The organism is Gammaproteobacteria bacterium (assembly GCA_019911805.1).
In the GTDB taxonomy this organism is placed as follows: Bacteria; Pseudomonadota; Gammaproteobacteria; order Thiohalobacterales; family Thiohalobacteraceae; genus JAHJQQ01.
This window is the reverse complement of the sequence record JAIOJV010000006.1, coordinates 36,510-55,126: the sequence shown is the minus strand read 5'-3', so window position 1 is coordinate 55,126 and position 18,617 is coordinate 36,510. Positions and strand designations below refer to the sequence as shown.

General features: G+C 65.9%; 11 protein-coding genes. 6 read left to right on the top strand and 5 right to left on the bottom strand.

The window, feature by feature from the left end:
* Positions 1 to 516 precede the first annotated feature (516 nt).
* Positions 517 to 1,887 (top strand): nucleotide 5'-monophosphate nucleosidase PpnN, encoded by a 1,371-nt coding sequence (ppnN, locus tag K8I04_00520; GenBank protein ID MBZ0070205.1) that lies wholly within the window; start codon positions 517 to 519, stop codon positions 1,885 to 1,887.
* Positions 1,888 to 2,016: 129 nt separating this feature from the next.
* On the opposite strand, the gene K8I04_00515 is transcribed toward ppnN, so the two are convergent.
* Together K8I04_00515 and K8I04_00510 are read right to left on the bottom strand one after the other, a co-directional pair.
* Positions 2,017 to 2,487, bottom strand: a complete 471-nt coding sequence (locus K8I04_00515) for a hypothetical protein (protein MBZ0070204.1) — start codon at positions 2,485 to 2,487, stop codon at positions 2,017 to 2,019.
* A 312-nt stretch (positions 2,488 to 2,799) separates the two neighbouring features.
* Positions 2,800 to 3,045, bottom strand: coding sequence for a hexameric tyrosine-coordinated heme protein (locus tag K8I04_00510; protein MBZ0070203.1), 246 nt, complete (start codon positions 3,043 to 3,045; stop codon positions 2,800 to 2,802).
* 245 nt (positions 3,046 to 3,290) lie between these two features.
* On the opposite strand from K8I04_00510, the gene K8I04_00505 reads away from it, so the two are divergent.
* Positions 3,291 to 4,529: a PQQ-dependent sugar dehydrogenase gene (locus K8I04_00505; protein MBZ0070202.1), complete on the top strand. Its 1,239-nt coding sequence runs from the start codon at positions 3,291 to 3,293 to the stop codon at positions 4,527 to 4,529.
* 169 nt (positions 4,530 to 4,698) lie between these two features.
* Here the strand turns inward: K8I04_00505 and K8I04_00500 are convergent, their stop codons facing one another.
* Entirely contained in the window at positions 4,699 to 7,377 is a 2,679-nt protein-coding gene (locus tag K8I04_00500; GenBank protein MBZ0070201.1) for a bifunctional acetate--CoA ligase family protein/GNAT family N-acetyltransferase, read from the bottom strand.
* Between the two features lie 98 nt (positions 7,378 to 7,475).
* Here K8I04_00500 and K8I04_00495 point away from each other — a divergent pair, with 98 nt between their 5' ends.
* From K8I04_00495 to K8I04_00485, 3 genes are all read left to right on the top strand, one after another.
* On the top strand, positions 7,476 to 8,378 hold the full coding sequence (locus K8I04_00495; protein MBZ0070200.1) for a histone deacetylase family protein: 903 nt from the start codon (positions 7,476 to 7,478) through the stop codon (positions 8,376 to 8,378).
* Positions 8,379 to 8,636: 258 nt separating this feature from the next.
* The gene (gene recQ / locus K8I04_00490) at positions 8,637 to 10,466 is read left to right on the top strand and encodes a DNA helicase RecQ (GenBank protein ID MBZ0070199.1); all 1,830 of its coding nucleotides are present in this window, start codon (positions 8,637 to 8,639) and stop codon (positions 10,464 to 10,466) included.
* 423 nt (positions 10,467 to 10,889) lie between these two features.
* The gene (locus tag K8I04_00485; protein MBZ0070198.1) at positions 10,890 to 15,014 is read left to right on the top strand and encodes a hypothetical protein; all 4,125 of its coding nucleotides are present in this window, start codon (positions 10,890 to 10,892) and stop codon (positions 15,012 to 15,014) included.
* A 38-nt stretch (positions 15,015 to 15,052) separates the two neighbouring features.
* On the opposite strand, the gene K8I04_00480 is transcribed toward K8I04_00485, so the two are convergent.
* Together K8I04_00480 and K8I04_00475 are read right to left on the bottom strand one after the other, a co-directional pair.
* Positions 15,053 to 16,114 (bottom strand): GGDEF domain-containing protein, encoded by a 1,062-nt coding sequence (locus K8I04_00480; GenBank protein ID MBZ0070197.1) that lies wholly within the window; start codon positions 16,112 to 16,114, stop codon positions 15,053 to 15,055.
* Positions 16,115 to 16,306: 192 nt separating this feature from the next.
* Entirely contained in the window at positions 16,307 to 17,206 is a 900-nt protein-coding gene (locus tag K8I04_00475; protein ID MBZ0070196.1) for a mechanosensitive ion channel family protein, read from the bottom strand.
* A gap of 269 nt (positions 17,207 to 17,475) precedes the next feature.
* On the opposite strand from K8I04_00475, the gene K8I04_00470 reads away from it, so the two are divergent.
* Positions 17,476 to 18,570 (top strand): efflux RND transporter periplasmic adaptor subunit, encoded by a 1,095-nt coding sequence (locus tag K8I04_00470; GenBank protein ID MBZ0070195.1) that lies wholly within the window; start codon positions 17,476 to 17,478, stop codon positions 18,568 to 18,570.
* Positions 18,571 to 18,617 lie beyond the last annotated feature (47 nt).

Here is an 18,617-nt window from a genome sequence, read left to right as displayed (position 1 = left end):
GTGGACGCCCCGCTGGCTCCATCGCCGCCGTGGCGGGTGGGCTGCCCGCCAATGCGCCCACTAACCCGCCCAACAACCCGGCCAACACCAGGGCCGACAGGCCGTGGCGGCGGGAGGCTCCTGGTGGCGGGCCGGGGTGGGTTGGCGGTGCAGTGGGTGTGGGCGGCATGTGGGCACTGTACCGTACTTCCTCACTGACCGAGGAGAGCCTATGGGTTAACGGCCCGGCTCTTGCAACGTCGAATAGCGGATGGGTCCCCCACGCGTCACCGGCCCGACAGGTAGTGTGGAGCCGGGGAAATCATTTCCGCCACGGAAGACGCAGCAACACAGGCCATCCCGGCAGCCGCGGTTCACCACCTGCCGGGTGCCGAAGGCGTCGGTTAGAGCCTATGACCTTGCCCGTATTTTTCTGCGTGATGCCGTGGCAAATGCAGTTTTTAGGCTGGTGCGGGCCGAGTCCCTTACAATGCGCCGCGCTTCAGTGCGATTTCGGAGGAATGGTCGGATATGCAGATGGAACAGGTCGTCGATGCACTTGTCTCTCCTCAGCCGGGGCACTTGGATGTGTTGTCCAAGGCCGAGGCCAATAAGCTGCTCGACAGCAGCCAGGGCGGCCTGTACCAGTTGTTCCGCAACTGTTCGCTGGCGGTGCTCAACTGCGGCAATTACCTCGACGACGGCAAGGAACTGCTGGAACGCTACCGGTCCTTCGATATCCGGATACTGCAGCAGGAGCGCGGCATCAAGCTGCAGCTGACTGGCGCACCGACCAGTGCCTTCGTCGACGGCAAGCTCATCAGAGGTATCAACGAGCACCTGTTCGCGGTGCTGCGCGACGTGATCTTCGTCAGCGAGGAGATCAGTGAGAATCCCAGTTTCGATCTCGAGGATTCGGCCGGTGTCACCAATGCCGTATTCCACATCCTGCGCAACGCCGACGTGATGCACACGGGTGTGCATCCGAACCTGGTGGTGTGCTGGGGCGGCCACTCCATCTCACGCGAGGAGTACGACTATACCAAGGAAGTCGGTTACCAGATGGGGCTGCGCGGGCTGGACGTCTGCACCGGCTGTGGTCCGGGGGCGATGAAGGGGCCGATGAAGGGCGCCACCATCGGCCATGCCAAACAGCGGATTCGCGACGGCCAGTACCTGGGTATCTCGGAGCCGGGCATCATCGCCGCCGAGTCGCCCAATCCCATCGTCAACGAACTGATCATCATGCCGGACATCGAGAAGCGCCTGGAGGCCTTCGTGCGCACCGGCCACGGCATCGTGGTATTTCCCGGCGGTGTGGGCACGGCCGAGGAGATGCTGTATCTGCTCGGCATCCTGCTGCATCCGGACAATGCCGGTATACCGTTTCCGCTGATCTTCAGCGGACCGGAATCGGCACGGGAGTACTTCCACCAGATCGATGCATTCATCGCGACGACGCTCGGACCGGAGGTGCGGACACTCTATCGGATCATCATCGACGATTCGGAGGAGGTCGCACGGACAATGCTCGCCGGTATGCAGGACGTGCGTGCCTTCCGTAAGGCGCACGAGGATGCCTACTACTACAACTGGCTGCTGAAGATCGATGACGAGTTTCAGCGGCCGTTCGTGCCTACGCACGAGAACATGGCCGGGCTCGAACTGCACAAGGACCAGGAGCGGCATCTGCTCGCCGCCAACCTGCGGCGTGTGTTCTCGGGTGTGGTCGCCGGCAACGTCAAGGACGAGGGCATCCGTGCCATCGAGCAGCACGGCCTGTTCGAGATCCGTGGCCAACGCAGTATCCTCGATCCCATGGACGAGCTGCTGTCGGCGTTTGTCACCGCCGGCCGCATGAAACTGCCAGGCACGGTTTATAAGCCGTGCTACCGGTTGGTCAAATAACAGAGAGCCGGTACGGTTTTGTGACCCTGGTGTTGGATACAGCTTCGCGGTAGCCAGCCGCCATGTTGACGGCGGTAGAGGGCGCAAGTATCGGTATGGCTGTGGTGATGCTGTACTGCGCAGTGCGCCTCAGCGCATGTAGACGTAACCTTCCTCCTGCTGCAGCCGCACGATCTCCGCATCGGCCATGGGTATGATCTGTACGAAGCCGTGGATATGTTGCGGCTGCATGCCGTGGGCCGCGGCCGCGAGACGGCACATACGCAGCTCAATGGTGCCACCGACTGTCAGACTCTGGGCGCGCCGCATCAGCTCTTCGTGTTGTGCGAATTTACGGGTATCGAACAGGGGCAACTCATCGCCATGCAGGACCAGCACGATAGAGGCCCGGAACGGGTCGGCATGGTAGACGGCGCTGAGGGTGCTGGCGCGGTCCAGCACACGCCCGAAGGCGTCGGCATCGGCGACCGCAACGTCGTAGACGACCTTGTGCGGCTCGTATTCGATGTCGTGGATGTTACCGCTGCCCCAGGGCGCATCCTCCACGGTCTGGGCGCCGGCGAACATCGGCAGCAGCGTCAAGATGAGCAGGAATCGCATGGTGGCTCCTTGGGCTTTGATAATGCAGGTTTTGGTAAGCCGTTGCTGTACTGCGGATCGCAATCAGCAGTCTAGCCGAAACGGCATGCGGAAGGGCAGGGCGGATCGTTACCGGAATTCCATCGTCGCAAGGGCTGGAAGGTTGCCTCGCTGCGAAATACACAGGCAGACCAACGCTGGCGCCGGTTTCAGTGGCGCCAGCGTTGGTTGACAGCGGTGTCTGCCGGAAGGGGAATTGTTGAGGCCGGTCGGTTACACCGACCAGGAGGGGCGGATGTCGATACGCCGCCCTTGCAGCTACCCGGGTACGTCTCAGTGCTCCTTCCAGTAATTATTGGCTGCCGCCACGGTCTGGAAGTGAATGGCGATCACCTGGGTGGTGGCAATCAGGCTGTCCGGGTCGTGTGCATAGGCACCGCGCAACGCCTTGCGAACACTGCTGTCCGGCTGGACGGTTGCCACCCCCTTTTGGGAGAGCTTCACGGCCAGCGCGAATCCCTCCTGGGGCGTCGCGGTGATCAGGCTGGGAAGCCAGGCGCTGCTTTCGCTCTTGTTCATCTCTTCGGCAGATGCTGCGCCGGTCAGGCTCAAGCCCAACACAATACCCACCAGGACGGGCAGCAGCCCTTTGTATCCTTTCCCGGTGTGCTGAGTGCAACGGACTAGTCCAGTCATTGAATCATCTCCTCGGTTGCGGCCCGATGGGCTTTCATGTGCTATTGGATATTGTCAGAGGTGCTGTACGGGATATCGCTCCAGTAGAAGCATGTTTTGTGAATCTTCAAGATAGCAGAGGGATGGCCATGCGGAAACCATCAGGGTATGTCTGTCGGACGGGACCCGCCCGTACTGCACTGCTCGCACTGGGCGGCATACTGATGACGGCTGTCGCCGCCGCGTCGCCGCCGCTGCAGTACGAACGGCAACCGCTCGCCCTTCCCGGGGAAACGGTCGTGGTGCAGGTACCGGCGGGCCAGCGGCTGGAACTGCTGACCGCTGCGTTGGACGGTCCGCGCCTGCTGAGTTTCGCCGCCGACGGTGAGCTGTTCATCGGCTCCCGCTCCGGCAAGGTCTATCGACTGGCACCGCCGTACACCGCGGCCGATGTGCTGGTGGAACCCGGCGGCTACCCGCACAGCGTCGCGCGGCGTGCCGGTGAAATCCTGATTGCCCGAACGGACGGCCTGTACCGCGCGGACTATGAGCCGGGCCAGGCACGCATCGCGCCCGCTGCGCTGTCCCGGCTCGCGGCGCTGCCGGGCGGCAGCGGTCACAACAGCCGCAGTGTCGCCATCGGGCCGGACGGCCGCGTCTATCTCAGCCTCGGCATCCGCGGTAACTGCAGCGATGAATACCTCGGCGACGACTATCCCTTCGATGCGCGCCGCGGCGGTATCCTGGTACTGAACGAGGCGGCCGATCCACCACGCTGGGAGGCCTATGGGTCCGGTCTGCGCAATCCGGTCGGCTTCGACTGGCACCCGCGCACGGGTGAACTCTATGCCAGCAACAACGGCCCCGATCACCACGGCTACGCACAACCGCCCGAGTATTTCAGCCGTATCACCGCCGGCTCGTTCCACGGTATGCCCTGGTTCCAGTTCGACGGCGAGCGCCTCCGCCGCGACGCGTGTATCAAACGCCCACCACCACGGCCGCTGAGGGACGTGACGCTGCCGGTCGCGACCTTCCCGGCGCGCAATGCCCCCATGGGTGTCGCCTTCGTGCCGGCCGGCGCGCTCGGCGGGATGTTCGACTTCGACGCCGTCGTCGCCTTGCGCGGCTCCTGGGGGACGCAGCCCGACGGTGGGTTTGCCGGCGATGCCGCCACGCGCCGCCCGCCCAAACTGGTGCGCGTACGTTTCGAGGGGGGGCAGGCGCGCGCCGTCGAGGATCTGGTCACCGGCTTTCAGGCGGAGGACGGACGGCGCTGGGCGCGCCCCGTCGGGGTCGCCGTCGGCCCCGATGGGGCGCTCTATTTCACCAGCGACAGCGGTGTCAACGGCCTGTTCCGGCTGACATGGCGGGGACGCGGGGACTGATGGCGGCGTGACCTGCCGGAGGCATGGTCTGGAAATCGCCACGGAAGCACGCGGCACGACACGGAAGATATTGCCAGCGGACCGTCGGCTTCCCGGTGTTCGTGCGCTTCCGTGGTGGATGGCCTGTGGCGCCCGAGGTGCCACCCACGGGTCTTCCAGGCCCGTGGCACTACAACGCCCGGGTCGCCACCTTGATGCCGCTGTCCTCGGGGCTGGTGTGAACGTCGAAGCCGAGGCTACGTACCAGTTCCAGCATGTGATGGTTGGAGGCGAGGACCTCAGCGTTCATCACCTGGAAGCCGCGTCCGCGCGCCGCCTCCATCAGTGCCAGCATCAGCCGTGAGCCGATACCCTTGCGCTGCCAGGCGTCGGCGACCACCAGGGCGAATTCGCAGCTCCTGCCGTCGGGGTTCGTCATGTAGCGGGCGATGCCCAACGCGGTCTCGGGCGGGCCGTCGTCCAGTGTGGCGACCAGCGCCAGTTCGCGGTGGTAATCGATCTGGGTGAAGCGGATGAGCATTTCCTGGGTGAGTTCGTTCAGGCCCTGCATGAAGCGAAAATACTTCGATTCCGGCGACAGGCTGTGCACGAAAGACTGTTCGATGCCGGCATCCTCGGGGCGGATGGGGCGGATGATCACATCGGTGCCGTCGGCCAGCTGCCGCCTGGAGATCAGGTGCGTCGGGTAGGGGTGGATCGCCATGTGCCGGTAGCGGTCCAGCGACTGTGGCGGGTGCTGCACCTCGACACGCGCATCCAGGGCCATAACACCGTGCTCGTCGGCAATCAGCGGATTGATGTCCAGCGAACGGATCTGTGGCAGCTCGCAGACCATCTCCGAGACCCGCCGCAGCACCTGCACCAGGGCGGTCATGTCGATCGCCGGCATACCGCGGAACGCGGCCAGCGCCCGCGCGTAGCGGGTCGCGCCGACCATGCTCTCGGCGAGAAATGAATTCAGCGGTGGCAGGGCAACGGCACGGTCGCGCAGCACCTCCACCTGGGTGCCACCGGCACCGAAGGTGATGGCAGGGCCGAATACCGGGTCGTGCACCACGCCGACCAGCAATTCGCGGCCGTGCGCCGGTTTGTGCATCGGCTCCACGGTCACGCCCTTGATGTTGGCGTTGGGAAATTTGTCGCGTGCCTGTTTCACCAGTTCCTGAAAGGTATTGCGTACCGCCTGCGCATGAGTGACGTTGAGGCGCACACCGTTGACGTCCGACTTGTGGGTGATGTCGGGCGAGTTGATCTTGATCGCCACGGGGAAGCCTACCGACGTGGCGGCCACCAGCGCCGCATTGGGCGAATCGGCCTCCAAGGCCTGCGTCATCGGGATACCGAAGGTGCGCAACAGGGCCTTGGACTCGGCGGTGGTGAGGATGCTGCGATGCTCGGCCAGCACGCCATCGATGATCAGCCGGGCACCCTCCACATTGGCCTCGCTGGTGCGTGCCATGGGCGCCGGCACCTGCATGAGCAGCTGCTGGCCGCGGTAATAGCTCGCCAGGTAGGCGAAGGCCTCGACCGCCGATTCGGGGTTGTTGAAGGCCGGGACCTGCTGGCGCATGAAGGTGCGGTTCCCCTCGGCCACCTGCGCGGCGCCCAACCAGCAGGCCAGCAGCGGCTTGCTGTCGCCATCATGCGCAGCGATGACCGCCTCGGCGCAGGCGGTGGGATCGGTCATGGCCTGCGGGGTGAGGATGGTGAGCATGCCATCGACGTTCGGATCCTGGCGGCAGGCCAGCACCGCATCAGCGTAGCGCTGCGGGCCGGCGTCACCGAGCACATCGATGGGATTGGCGTGCGACCAGTGTGCCGGCAGGGCCTTGTCGAGCGTCTCCAGGGTATCCTGCGACAGGTCGGCGAGTTCCAGTCCCAGGTCGACGGCGCGGTCGACGGCCATGACCGCCGGTCCGCCGCCGTTGGTGATGACCGCCAGCCGTCGTCCCTGTACGCGGTGCGGTGTCGACAGCAGGTTGGCGGCGGCGAACAGCTGTTTGATGGTCATCACACGGATCGCGCCGGCGCGTTGCAGCGCCGCGTCAAACACGTCGTCGGCACCGACCATGGCGCCGGAATGGGTGATCGCGGCGCGCGACCCGGCCTCGTGCCGCCCCGACTTGATGACAATGACCGGCTTCATGCGCGCAGCGATGCGCAGTCCGCTCATGAACCGGCGTGCATCGCGCAGGCCCTCGACATACAGCAGGATACTGTGCGTCTCCGGGTCCAGGGCGAGATAGTCGAGGATGTCGCCGAAGCCCACGTCCGCGCCACTGCCAAGCGAGACCATCGCCGAGAAGCCGATCTCGAGCTCGGCCGCCCAGTCGAGGATGGCCGTGCACAGTGCGCCCGATTGTGAGACCAGCGCGAGTTTACCGGGCAGGGCGGTGTTCTTGCTGAAGGTGGCGTTCATGTGCGCCGAGGGCCGGATCAGTCCCAGACAGTTCGGCCCCAGCAGACGGATGCCATGACGCCGGGCGATGCTGACGATACGCTTCTCCAGGGCGGCACCGCGGCCGTCGCCCTCGCCGAAGCCGGCCGACATGACGATGGCGGCATGCACGCCGTGTTCACCGCAGTCCTGCAGGATGTCGGGCACCGTGGCGGCCGGCGTGGCGATGACGGCGAGATCGACCGGCTGGCCGACGGATGCGAGGTCGGGATGGCAGGTGTGGCCGCGGACCTGCGTGTGTTTGGGGTTGATCGGGTACAACCCACCCGCGAAGCCGCTCTCGCAGAGGTTTTCAAACACCCGGCCGCCGACGGCCTCCGGCCGTTCGTTGGCACCGAACACCGCGATGGCGCGCGGCGCGAACAGACGATCGAGAAAATGGGGGCCCATATGCGCTTCCTGTGCTGGCTGTTACTATCGGCCCAGCCTAGCGCAAATTGCCGCTCGCCGCCTGCGCAGCGCTGCAGGACACCGCCAACGGTATCCGTATGACCATCGCTTTCATATCCCATCCGGACTGCGCGGCCTACGCCGGCGAGGCCGGGCACCCCGACCTGCCGGCACGGCTCGGCGCCATCCAGGATCACCTGCTCGCGACCGGTCTGGATCTCGCCCTGCGCCACTACGATGCGCCGCTGGCGACCCGTGAGCAGTTGTGCCGGGCGCATACCTGCGGGTATGTCGATGCGGTGCTGACAGGTGGTGTGGCGGGCGAGGACACACTGTCGAGCCCGCAGTTGCTGCACGCAGCGCGGCGTGCTGCGGGCGCGGCGGTACTGGGAGTCGATCTGGTGCTGGCGGGGCACAGCACTTCGGCGTTTTGCAGCGTGCGGCCACCGGGTCACCATGCGGAACGCGATCGCGGCGCAGGCTTCTGCGTCTTCAACAACCTCGCCGTCGGCGTCCTCCATGCGTTGCGTACCCATGGCCTGGAGCGCGTTGCCGTCGTCGACTTCGATGCCCATTTCGGCAACGGCACCGACGCCATCCTGGGTGGAATACCGGAGGTATTGTACTGCTCGCTGTTCCAGTATCCGTTCTATCCCTACGTCCTGCCGGAGCAGGACGACGCCCGGGCCGTACATATCCGGCTGCCGGCCAACAGCGACGGGGGGCGGGTGCGCGCCGAGGTCACGGCGCACTGGCTGCCGCGTCTGGAGGCGTTCCGCCCCGAGCTGATCATGATCTCCGCCGGCTTCGACGCGCATGCCGAGGACGACATGGCCGACCTGTTGCTGCATGAACGGGATTTCGCCTGGATGACGCAGCAGCTGCACGCCTGTGCCGGACGCCATGCGCAGGGGCGCATCGTCTCGGTACTCGAGGGTGGCTATGTGTTATCTGCGCTGGGGCGCAGCGCCGCAGCCCACCTCAAGGCGCTGCTGGGCTGAGGGTAAGCCCGGCGGAGAATGTGCCATCAGCCACGCAAGCACACGGAAATACACGCTCGGCGAGAGATACAGCGGGTTTTGTATTTCCGTGTATTTCCGTGTGCTTCCGTGGCCCATGCGGTTTTGGGGTTTAGGGAGTTGAGCCCGCGCCCGGAAACCCCAAGAACTTTTCGTGGGTTGCGTGGATTTCGTGGCAATAGGCGATTCCACGCCAATGAGCCGCCCGCGCCGGCGATGATTTCCGGTAGAATCCGCAGCATGAATTATTCCTCGCACGCCGCTGCCCCCGACGTTCATGCCACGCTCGAACACGTGTTCGGCTATCCCAGCTTCCGTCCGCATCAGCAGGATATCATCGAGGATCTGATCGCCGGGCGTGACGCCTTCGTACTCATGCCCACCGGCGGCGGCAAGTCGCTGTGCTACCAGATCCCGGCGCTGCACCGGCCGGGTGTGGGGATCGTGGTATCACCGCTGATCTCGCTGATGAAGGACCAGGTCGATACCCTGCGGGCCAACGGCGTGGCGGCGGCCTTCTACAATTCTTCACTCGGTTCCGACGAGGCGCGGCAGGTGCTGGCGCGCTTGCATACGCATGCGCTGGACCTGCTGTACATCAGCCCGGAACGGCTGCTGAGCGAGGGTTTTCTCAGCCGGCTGGAGGACGTCGACATTGGCTTGTTCGCCATTGATGAGGCGCATTGCGTGTCGCAGTGGGGGCACGATTTCCGCCCGGAATACCAGCAGCTGAGTGTTCTGCACGCGCGGTTCCCGCACGTGCCGCGCATCGCGCTGACGGCAACGGCGGATGCGCAGACCCGTGAGGACATCGTCCGCGTCCTGCAACTCGGTCAGGCACGCCGCCACATCACCGGTTTCGATCGGCCGAATATCCACTACCGTGTGCTGGAGAAGCACAAGCCCTTCGATCAGCTGCTGCGCTTTCTGGAGAACCGCCGCGATGAATCCGGTATCGTCTATGCGCTGAGCCGCAAGCGGGTCGAGGAGATCGCCACGAAGCTCTCAGCGCAGGGCCTGGATGCGGCCGCCTATCACGCCGGGCTGCCGGCTGCGCAGCGTGCGCGGGTGCAGGAGGATTTTCTGCGTGACGAGTTGCAGATCGTAGTTGCTACTGTGGCCTTCGGTATGGGCATCGACAAGCCCAATGTGCGCTTCGTGGTGCACTTCGATCTGCCCAAGAACATCGAGGGTTATTATCAGGAGACCGGCCGCGCCGGCCGTGACGGGCTGCCGTCGGATGCGCTGCTGCTGTACGGGGCACAGGATGTCGTCACGGTCCGGCGACTGATCGAGAACAGCGACAACGACGCCCAGCGGCGCGTCGAGCTGCACAAGCTCAATGCGATGGTCGGCCTGGCGGAGAGCCTGACCTGCCGCCGGCGGGTGTTGCTCAACTATTTCGGCGAACGCCTGGAGCAGGATTGCGGTAACTGCGACGTGTGCCTCGATCCGCCGGAACGCTTCGACGCCACCGAGGACGCACGCAAGGCGTTGTCATGCGTCTATCGTGTGGGACAGCGGTTCGGTGTCGGCCATGTGGTCGACGTGCTGCGCGGTGCCGACAATGAGCGTATCCGCAGCCTAGGTCACCAGCAGCTCTCGACCTATGGCATCGGTGCCGACAAGAGCGACCACGAGTGGACCTCGCTGCTGCGCCAGCTTATCCACCACGGTTATCTGCTCCAGGATATCGCCAATTACTCGGTACTCAAGCTCACCGCTGCAGCACGGCCCCTGCTGCGCGGCGAGACCCCACTGGAACTCGCCCGGCCCCGCGTGCGCGAGCAGCCGAAGAAGAAGCGGCCACGCGGTGAGGGTGCGCAGGGCGGTCCCTATGACGAGATCCTGTTCGACCGGCTGCGGGCACTGCGCAAGCGTCTGGCCGACGCCCAGGGCGTGCCGCCCTACATCGTCTTCGGCGACGCCAGCCTGACGCAGATGGCGCGCGATCGACCACTCGACGCCGAGGCACTGCTCGGCGTGGTCGGTGTCGGCCAGCATAAGCTCGAGCGATATGGCACGGATTTTCTCGACGCCATCGCGGAGTATTGCCTCGAGAGCGGCTGAGGATGGCCGCGAAATCCATGAGACCCACGAAAAATTCTTGAGGTTTCCGGGGCATTCAAGCGTATTGGAATCCATAAACCCCCAAACCGCATGGGCCACGGAGGCACACGGAACAACACGGAAAAGGGCTTACTTGTATAAAGCCCGTAAACCAGACTGTGGAGAGAGGATTCTGGGTTTACGTATTGATTTCTTCCCGTGTCATTCCGTGTGCTTCCGTGGTCATTTTTCCAAGGCATGGGCTTAACTCAAGTGCCATTCGGTGCAGACCCGATGTGCGCTAGAGAGGGGATTTGTCCCATCGGGTACTTCGTGGATTTCGTGGGCATAGATGTCGTGATCCTGGCACGAACCGTGCTATCGCGTTACCGATGAGTCGGTGGTGATAAGAACGACAGCGATAAAGGTTGCAGGGGACATCTGATGACGGGCGCACACGGCGGGGCCGCGGGACGGGCAGGGGAATTCGGGATTTCGTTATGGCGGATGTTCGCAGCGCTGCTGGCCTTGATGCTTTCGGCGCCCGCATTGGCGGGGCCACTCGCACTGCAGGACGTGCCCGCGCCGCTGCAACCGTGGGTGAATTGGGCGCTGCAGGGTGAGACCGGCCGGGATTGCCCCGTGCTGTTCGACCGTGCCGAACGGCGCTGCGCCTGGCCCGGCCCGCTGCAACTTACCGTGGATGCGCACGGTGCACGCTTCGAGCAGCGCTGGGAGGTGTACGCGCATACGTCCGTCCAAGTGCCGCTACCGGGCGATACGCGCCACTGGCCCGTCGGCGTGGAGGTCGATGGCCGGCGCGTCGCTGTGCTGGACCGCAACGGGCGGCCGCTGCTCGAACTCGGTCCAGGCGCGCATCAGGTAGGAGGCGCCTTCGGCTGGCATGCCCTGCCAGAGTCGCTCGCGCTGCCGGCCGATCTGGGTCTGTTGATGCTGACCCGTGACGGTGAGACCGTCGCTCAGCCCGCGCTGCGGGCCGACGGCCGGTTGTGGCTGGCGGGCGAGGCACAGGACAGCGTGGCTGCTGACACCGACCGCGCCGAGCTGCGGGTGTTCCGGCGCGTCGTCGACGAGACGCCGTTGCAGGTCGAGACGCACATCGACCTGGACGTGTCCGGTCGGCAGCGCGAGATCCTCATCGGGCCGGTGCTGTTGCCCGGCGCTGTGCCGATGGCCCTGGAATCCCGGCTGGCCGCGCGTCTGGAGGCCGACGGCCGGCTGCGTATCCAGGTGCGCCCCGGCCGCTGGCAGCTGCGTGTGACTGCACGCTTCCCCACGCCGCTGACGGTGCTCCCGGCCGCGGCGGTGCCGGCCCCCTGGCCGGCGGAAGAGGTCTGGGTGTTCGACGCGCGACCTGCACTGCGGCTGGTCGAGGTCGGCGGCAGCGTCGCCATCGATGCCCGCCAGACCGGCCTGCCGGGCGACTGGCAGGCGCTACCGGCCTATCGGCTGACGCCGGACGACGGACTGACCTTCAAGGTGTTGCGCCGCGGCGACCCCGATCCCAACCCAGACCAGTTGCGCCTGCAGCGTACCCTGTGGCTGGATTTCGACGGCGGCGGCTACACCCTGCGCGACGCCATTGGCGGCAGCGTCACCCGCAGCTGGCGCCTGGAGGCGGATCCCGAGCTGCAGCTGGGCCAGGTCACGCTGGACGGCCAGCCACAGGTGATCACGCAGCTGTCGGACGTGGCCGGTGCCGGCGTGGAAATCCGCCGCGGTGCGCTGAACCTGGTCGCCGACAGCCGCTACGAGCGCCCCGTGACGCGTATCCCTGCCGTCGGCTGGCGACACGATTTTCAGAGCGTCGCTGCGACCCTGCACCTGCCGCCCGGCTGGCAGTTATTCTCGGCCCGTGGCGTCGACAATGTGCCCGCGACCTGGTTGCAGCGCTGGACACTGCTGGACATCTTCCTGGTGCTGCTCGCCGTCATCACCGCACAGCGCCTCTGGGGCTTCGTCTGGGGCGGGCTGATGCTCGTCCTGCTGGCGCTGACCTGGCACGAACCGGGTGCGCCGACCGGCGTGTGGCTGAGCCTGCTGGCGAGCGTCGCGCTGCTGCGCGTCGTCCCGACGGGACGCCTGCAGCGCGCGGTGCGTGGTTATGGCTATCTGAGCCTGGTCGCATTGCTCGTCATCGCCGTGCCCTATGCGGTGTCGGCACTGCGCACCGGCCTGTATCCGCAACTCGAACTGCCTGGCGTCAGTCTGCAGCAGACAGTGAGTGCATCGCTGCCCACGCCTTCGTATGCAGCGGAGATGGCTGGCACTCCCGCGGCCGTGAGTTTGCCGGATCACGTATTGGACAAGCGTGCCGAAGAACGGCCGCGTACCGGCGCGGCGGGAGATTATTCTCGTTACATCGCGCAGATCGACCCGGAGGCGGTGGTGTCCACCGGGCCGGGACTGCCAGTCTGGTCCTGGCGTTCCGTGCCGCTGTCCTGGAACGGGCCCGTGGCCGCCGATCAGCAGATCGAACTGGTACTACTGTCGCCGGGCGTGAATCTGCTGCTCGATTTGGTGCGGGTCGCGCTCGTGGCGCTGCTCGCGCTGCGCGTGATCGGCCGGCCAGTCGGGCGGCTGCGCCTGGGTGCAGGCCTGCTGCCGGGTCTGCTGACGGTGACCTGTCTCGCTGGTCTGCTGCTGCCTATGGGGCGCGAGACCCAGGCGCAGACCTTGCCGTCCGACGCGCTGCTGCAGGAACTCCGTACCCGGCTGCTGGCGCCGCCGGACTGCCTGCCGACCTGCGCTCAGGCACCACGTATGCACCTGGACGTCCGCGACGACCGGCTGCTGCTGCGGCTCGAGGTCGAGGCGCATGAGCGCACTGCCGTGCCCCTGCCGGTGCAGCCGGGTCAGTGGCTGCCGAGCAGTGTGCTGGTCGACGATCGGCCGGCGACCGGGCTGTTCCGCACCCCGAATGGCGAACTCTGGGTGGGCCTCGATGCCGGCGTGCACGAGCTGCTGATGAGTGGGCCGGCGATGCAGCGCGCGAGTATCCAGCTACCCCTGCCGCTGCGGCCACACCGCGTCACGGTCGCCACGCAGGGCTGGTCGGTGGCCGGGATCGATTCGAATGGCCAGGTGCAGGGTGGCCTGGAGCTCACCCGGCTGACCGACGAGCGGCAGGGCAGTGCACTGGAATCACGCGCCCTGCCGGCCTCCGTTCGCATCGAGCGCACCTTGCGCCTGGGCACCGAGTGGACGGTGGAGACGCACGTGCGACGCCTGTCGCCGCCGGGCTCGGCGCTGACGCTCGCGGTACCTCTGCTCGACGGCGAGTCCGTAGTCAGCGACGGTGTCGTGGTGACGGACGGCGCCGTGCACATCGCGCTGGCGCCGGATGCCATGCAGAGTCATTGGCAGTCCATGCTGGACACGCGCGAACGCATCGAGCTGCGTGCCGCCGAGACCTCACACTGGGTGGAACAGTGGGCCGCGGACGTCAGCCCCGTCTGGCATGTCACCGCCGTGGGTATTCCGGTTACTCATCATCAGGACCGCAACGCCAACTGGTTCCCGACCTGGCGACCGTGGCCGGGCGAGACCGTGACGCTGACAATAGCGCGGCCCATGGGCGTGGGCGGCCAGACCCTGACCATCGACCGCTCGCAGCTGCGGGTGACACCCGGCAAGCGTGCGACAGAGACGAATCTGTCGCTGACCCTGCGCAGCAGTCAGGGCACTCAGCACGCCATTACCTTGCCCGAACGGGCCGAACTCACCGGCGTGTCGATCGACGGCGTCGCCCAGCCGATCCGTCTGGAGGCGGGGCGACTGGTCCTGCCGGTCGCACCGCGCGAACAGCGCGTGGATATCGGCTGGCGCGAGGCTGTGGGTATCGGCACGCGCTTCCGGACGCCGGCCATCGACCTCGGCGCGCCGAGTGTCAATGCGCATCTGCAGGCCAGTTTGGGCGCTGACCGGTGGATTTTGTTCACCGGCGGCCCGCGGCTCGGACCCGCCGTGCTGTTCTGGGGTGTGCTGATCGTGATCGCACTGCTTGCAATTGGGCTCGGTCAGCTGCGGTTCACGCCACTCAAAACCCGGCACTGGCTGCTCCTTGGCATTGGCCTGAGTCAGAGTCCGATCGTGCCGGCGGCGTTGGTGGTGGGCTGGCTGCTCCTGCTGGGCGCGCGCGGTCGCGGCTGGGGGCAGCACTTTGAGAACGCGCGGCTGTTCAATGTCCTGCAGGTAGCGATCGGCGTAATGACATTGCTGGCGCTGGTCAGCCTGTTCGGGGCGGTCGAGCAAGGACTGCTGGGTCGGCCTGACATGCAGATCGCCGGCAACTTCTCCTACGGAAACACCCTGAACTGGTATCAGGACATGGCTGCCGCAGCGTACCCGCAGGGCGACGTCGTGTCGGTCCCACTGCTCGTCTATCGTCTGCTGATGCTGGCCTGGGCGCTGTGGCTGGCATTCGCCTTGCTTGGCTGGCTGCGCTGGGGCTGGCGCTGCCTGGCAACTGACGGCCTGTGGCGCGCGGTGGGGAAGCGGGCCGGGCCGGCGAAGGACGCCGGGACCGCCGGGGCGGACAAGGCTTGACCACGCTGGGGTGCGGGGTGCCGGGGACGCCCCCGGTCTTAGCGGGGGCGTCTCTCGGGTGTGCGCCGCAGGGTGAAGGGGCCGGCCGGCGGTACGGCGTCGCCGGGCAGGTTGATGCGGACACGGTTGCGGCCGGCGCGCTTGGCCTGATAGAGCGCGGCGTCGGCCCGCGCGATCAACGTCTCGGCCGTCTCGCCGGGCATGCTTTCCGCAAGACCGATGGATGCCGTCACGCGCGGGAGCGAGGTCCCGTCGGGGGTCGCGATCGGTGTGCTCTGGATGGCGTGCCGGAGACGGCCGGCGATGCGCCGCGCCTCCGCGCTGCCGGTGTCGGGCAGGATAACGAGAAACTCCTCGCCGCCGAAGCGTGCCGCCTGGTCGCCGTCGCGGATGTGGCCACCGATCACCTTGGCCACGGTCAGCAGCGCCTGATCGCCGGCCAGATGACCGTTACGGTCGTTGAAGTCCTTGAACCGGTCGATATCGATCATCAGCAGGCTGAGGCTGCGCGCGGTCGTGTGGTGCTGTTCGACGGTGTCCGGCAGATGCTCGCTCAGCCAGCGCCGGTTGTGCAGCCCGGTCAGCGAGTCGATCCGGGCACGTCGTTCGGACAGCGCCTTTTGCTCCAGGCTTTCGAGCACCATCAGATTGTCACTGCGCAGGCGCCGTGCCAACAGTTTGAGCAGGTTGCGTGCGACGACGTTGGAGGTATCGATCAGGGTGCGTAACGCCGCACCCTCGATGGCGATCAGCGTGCAGGCGGTATCTGTGAGCACGTCGGCGGACGGCGGGACGCCTTCGATGACCGACATCTCGCCGACGCATTGGCCCGCGCCGAGGGTCGCGATGAGCTGCTCGTCATGGGTACCGACCCGGACCTGGACAGCACCCTGCAGGATCAGGTAAGCGCGGTCCTGCACGTCATGCGGGGTGAGTAGCCGTGTCTGTGGCGGCAGGCGCTCGATACGGCAATGGGGGAGGAGCCATTCGAGCACGTCCATCCGCTCCCCCGCGAACAGGGGCAGTTCGGCGAGCGCGGTGGAGGACAGCTCGAGGGGTCCGGATGCGTTCATCGGATCGTTGGCGGTATCGGCTTGCATAGGTCCCCGCGGACGGTGTTCTTATTTTGACGGCATTATTCACGAAAGAGTTCATTCGAAAGTGTGAGCCGGTTCGAGAACTGGAGGGATATTCGTACTCTCAGGGTAATTCCCCAAAGAACCCGGTGACCGGCCCGCATGAGAGGCGGCGTGCCCGGAAGTACGTGGCGTCGCCGGCCGGCCCGGGCACCCCTACGCAGATGGGGTCCGTCCGACCAGGAAAGGCGCACTTTCTGTGCCAAAATGCAGCGCACGTTGCGGAAACGGGATCTCGATGCCGTGGTGGTCGAAGGCCAGCTTGATGCGGCGCAGGAATTCGCGTCCGACGTCCCACTGCTTGATCGGCTGCGTCCGGATGCGGCCCTTGATGATCACCGCGGAGTCGGCGAACTGGTCCACGCCGAAGATCTCGATGTTGCCGAGGATCGCCGGGCCGAAGTGCTCGTCGTGCTGCAGCGCGTCGGCGACCTCACGCATCACACCAATTACCCGGTCGGTGTTCTCCTTGTAGGCCACGCCGATATCGAAGACATAGGCCGACCATTCCTTGGTGACATTGCTGAGCGTGGTCACCGCACCGTTGGGAAATACGTGCACAATACCGGACAGGTCACGCAACACCAGGGTGCGGAAGTTGATCGCCTCGACCAGGCCGCCGGTACCATTGACGACGGCCACATCGCCGACGCGCACCTGATTCTCGAGGATCAGAAAAAAGCCGCTGATGACATCGCGAACCAGATTCTGTGCGCCGAAACCCACCGCCAGACCGGCCACCCCGGCGCTCGCCAGGATCGGACCGACGGAGATGCCGAGTTCGTTGAGGATGACCAGCAGCGTAATCACCCAGATCATGATGGAGACGCCCTGGCGCAGCAACCGTACCAGGGTATCGGCGCGCTTGCTCGCCTCCGAGGCGATGTCGTCCTGCCGCCTGCCTTCCTCGACCAGTCGGCGTTCGAAGCGCCGCAATCCCATACGTGCCGCCAGACTCAGCAGCCAGGCCAGCGTCAGCATCAGCAGGATGCGCAGCGTGCCGAAGATGAGGTCTTGCCAATGGATGTCGGAGAAGTAGGTGTGCAGCAGGTCCATGTCGGTCTCCTTGAAGCGTGAGTCACCAGCGGGGGTGTCTTGGCCATGGATGCCGTGACTGAGAGCGCATCCATGCCGCACCGTCCCGCGCCCGGCGGGTTATTGTAACCCGACTGAATGGGCTGGACCGTCCGCTCCGGTCGGGTCACAATAGCGTCCTTTTCACCGCCGGATTGCATCCCGACACGCGGCCCCCGCGCGTCCCGAGGCGTTTGGCGGGCCATCACGACATGCAAGCGATCGCCCCGTACGCGATCTTGGGAGCGTCCGTGCTCAAACGACTGATCCTCGTTATCCTCGCACTCGCCATTCTGTTCGGCGGCGTGTTCGGCTGGAAGTACTACACAGGGACCCGGATGGCCGCGATGATGGCGGCGCCGCCGCCGCCGGCGACCGTCGCCGCGGCGACCGTCGAGACCGAATCCTGGCGGCCGTATCTGTCGGCGGTCGGCAGCCTGACCGCCACCCAGGGTGTGTTCGTATCGAACGAGATCGCCGGTCAGGTGCGGGCTATCCATTTCGAGTCGGGCCAGCAGGTCAGTGCCGGCGATCTGCTGGTGCAGCTCGACGACGAGGTCGACCGGGCCGAGCTGGCCGGACTGGTCGCGGCGCAGCGGCTGGGCGAGATCACCTTCGAACGCGCCGCCCGGCTGGTGAAGGAGAAGTCGGTCTCGCGTTCGGAATATGATCAGGCCAGGGCCGCGCTCGACAGTGCCGCCTCGCTGGTCGCCAGTAAGCAGGCGATCATCCGCAAGAAGGCCGTCCGCGCGCCCTTTACCGGTGAGCTGGGTATCCGCCAGGTGGACCTCGGACAGTATCTCGCCCCCGGTGCGGAGATCGTGTCGCTGCAATCGCTCGATCCCATTTATGCCGACTACAGCCTGCCGGAGCGGTACCTCGGCGATCTCGCCGTCGGCCAGGCAATCGAGGTCGACGTGCAGGCCTACCCGCAGTCGCATTTTACCGGCCGCATCGACGCGATCAGTCCGCGCATCGCGGCCGGCACGCGCAGTATCCGCGTGCGTGCCCGCCTGGAGAACCCTGCCAAGCAGCTGCGCCCCGGCATGTTCGCTGAGGTGCGCACGCTGTTGCCGCCGCGCAGCGGCGTGCTTACCCTGCCGGAGCGTGCGATCTCCTACAACCCCTATGGTAATTCAGTATTCGTCATCGAAGACCGGGACGGACAGCTGGTGGTGCAGCGCCGCCAGATCGAGACCGGTGAGGTGCGCGAACGGCGCGTAGAGATCCGCGCCGGGCTTGCCGCCGGAGATCGGGTGGTGAGCGCCGGCCACAACAAGCTGCGCAACGGCCAGCCGGTGGTCATCGACAACGTGGTAGAACTCATGGGCGAGATGGGCGAATGATGCGCCGCATGGACAACGACATCGCACCGGCGGCGTTGCGAGGGACG

What these genes read in the sequence shown, in the direction of transcription:
- ppnN (MBZ0070205.1), top strand. Translation starts at nt 517, where the DNA reads ATGGAACAGGTCGTCGATGCACTTGTCTCTCCTCAGCCGGGGCACTTG.
- K8I04_00515 (MBZ0070204.1), bottom strand. Translation starts at nt 2,487, where the DNA reads ATGCGATTCCTGCTCATCTTGACGCTGCTGCCGATGTTCGCCGGCGCC.
- K8I04_00510 (MBZ0070203.1), bottom strand. Translation starts at nt 3,045, where the DNA reads ATGAACAAGAGCGAAAGCAGCGCCTGGCTTCCCAGCCTGATCACCGCG.
- K8I04_00505 (MBZ0070202.1), top strand. Translation starts at nt 3,291, where the DNA reads ATGCGGAAACCATCAGGGTATGTCTGTCGGACGGGACCCGCCCGTACT.
- K8I04_00500 (MBZ0070201.1), bottom strand. Translation starts at nt 7,377, where the DNA reads ATGGGCCCCCATTTTCTCGATCGTCTGTTCGCGCCGCGCGCCATCGCG.
- K8I04_00495 (MBZ0070200.1), top strand. Translation starts at nt 7,476, where the DNA reads ATGACCATCGCTTTCATATCCCATCCGGACTGCGCGGCCTACGCCGGC.
- recQ (MBZ0070199.1), top strand. Translation starts at nt 8,637, where the DNA reads ATGAATTATTCCTCGCACGCCGCTGCCCCCGACGTTCATGCCACGCTC.
- K8I04_00485 (MBZ0070198.1), top strand. Translation starts at nt 10,890, where the DNA reads ATGACGGGCGCACACGGCGGGGCCGCGGGACGGGCAGGGGAATTCGGG.
- K8I04_00480 (MBZ0070197.1), bottom strand. Translation starts at nt 16,114, where the DNA reads ATGCAAGCCGATACCGCCAACGATCCGATGAACGCATCCGGACCCCTC.
- K8I04_00475 (MBZ0070196.1), bottom strand. Translation starts at nt 17,206, where the DNA reads ATGGACCTGCTGCACACCTACTTCTCCGACATCCATTGGCAAGACCTC.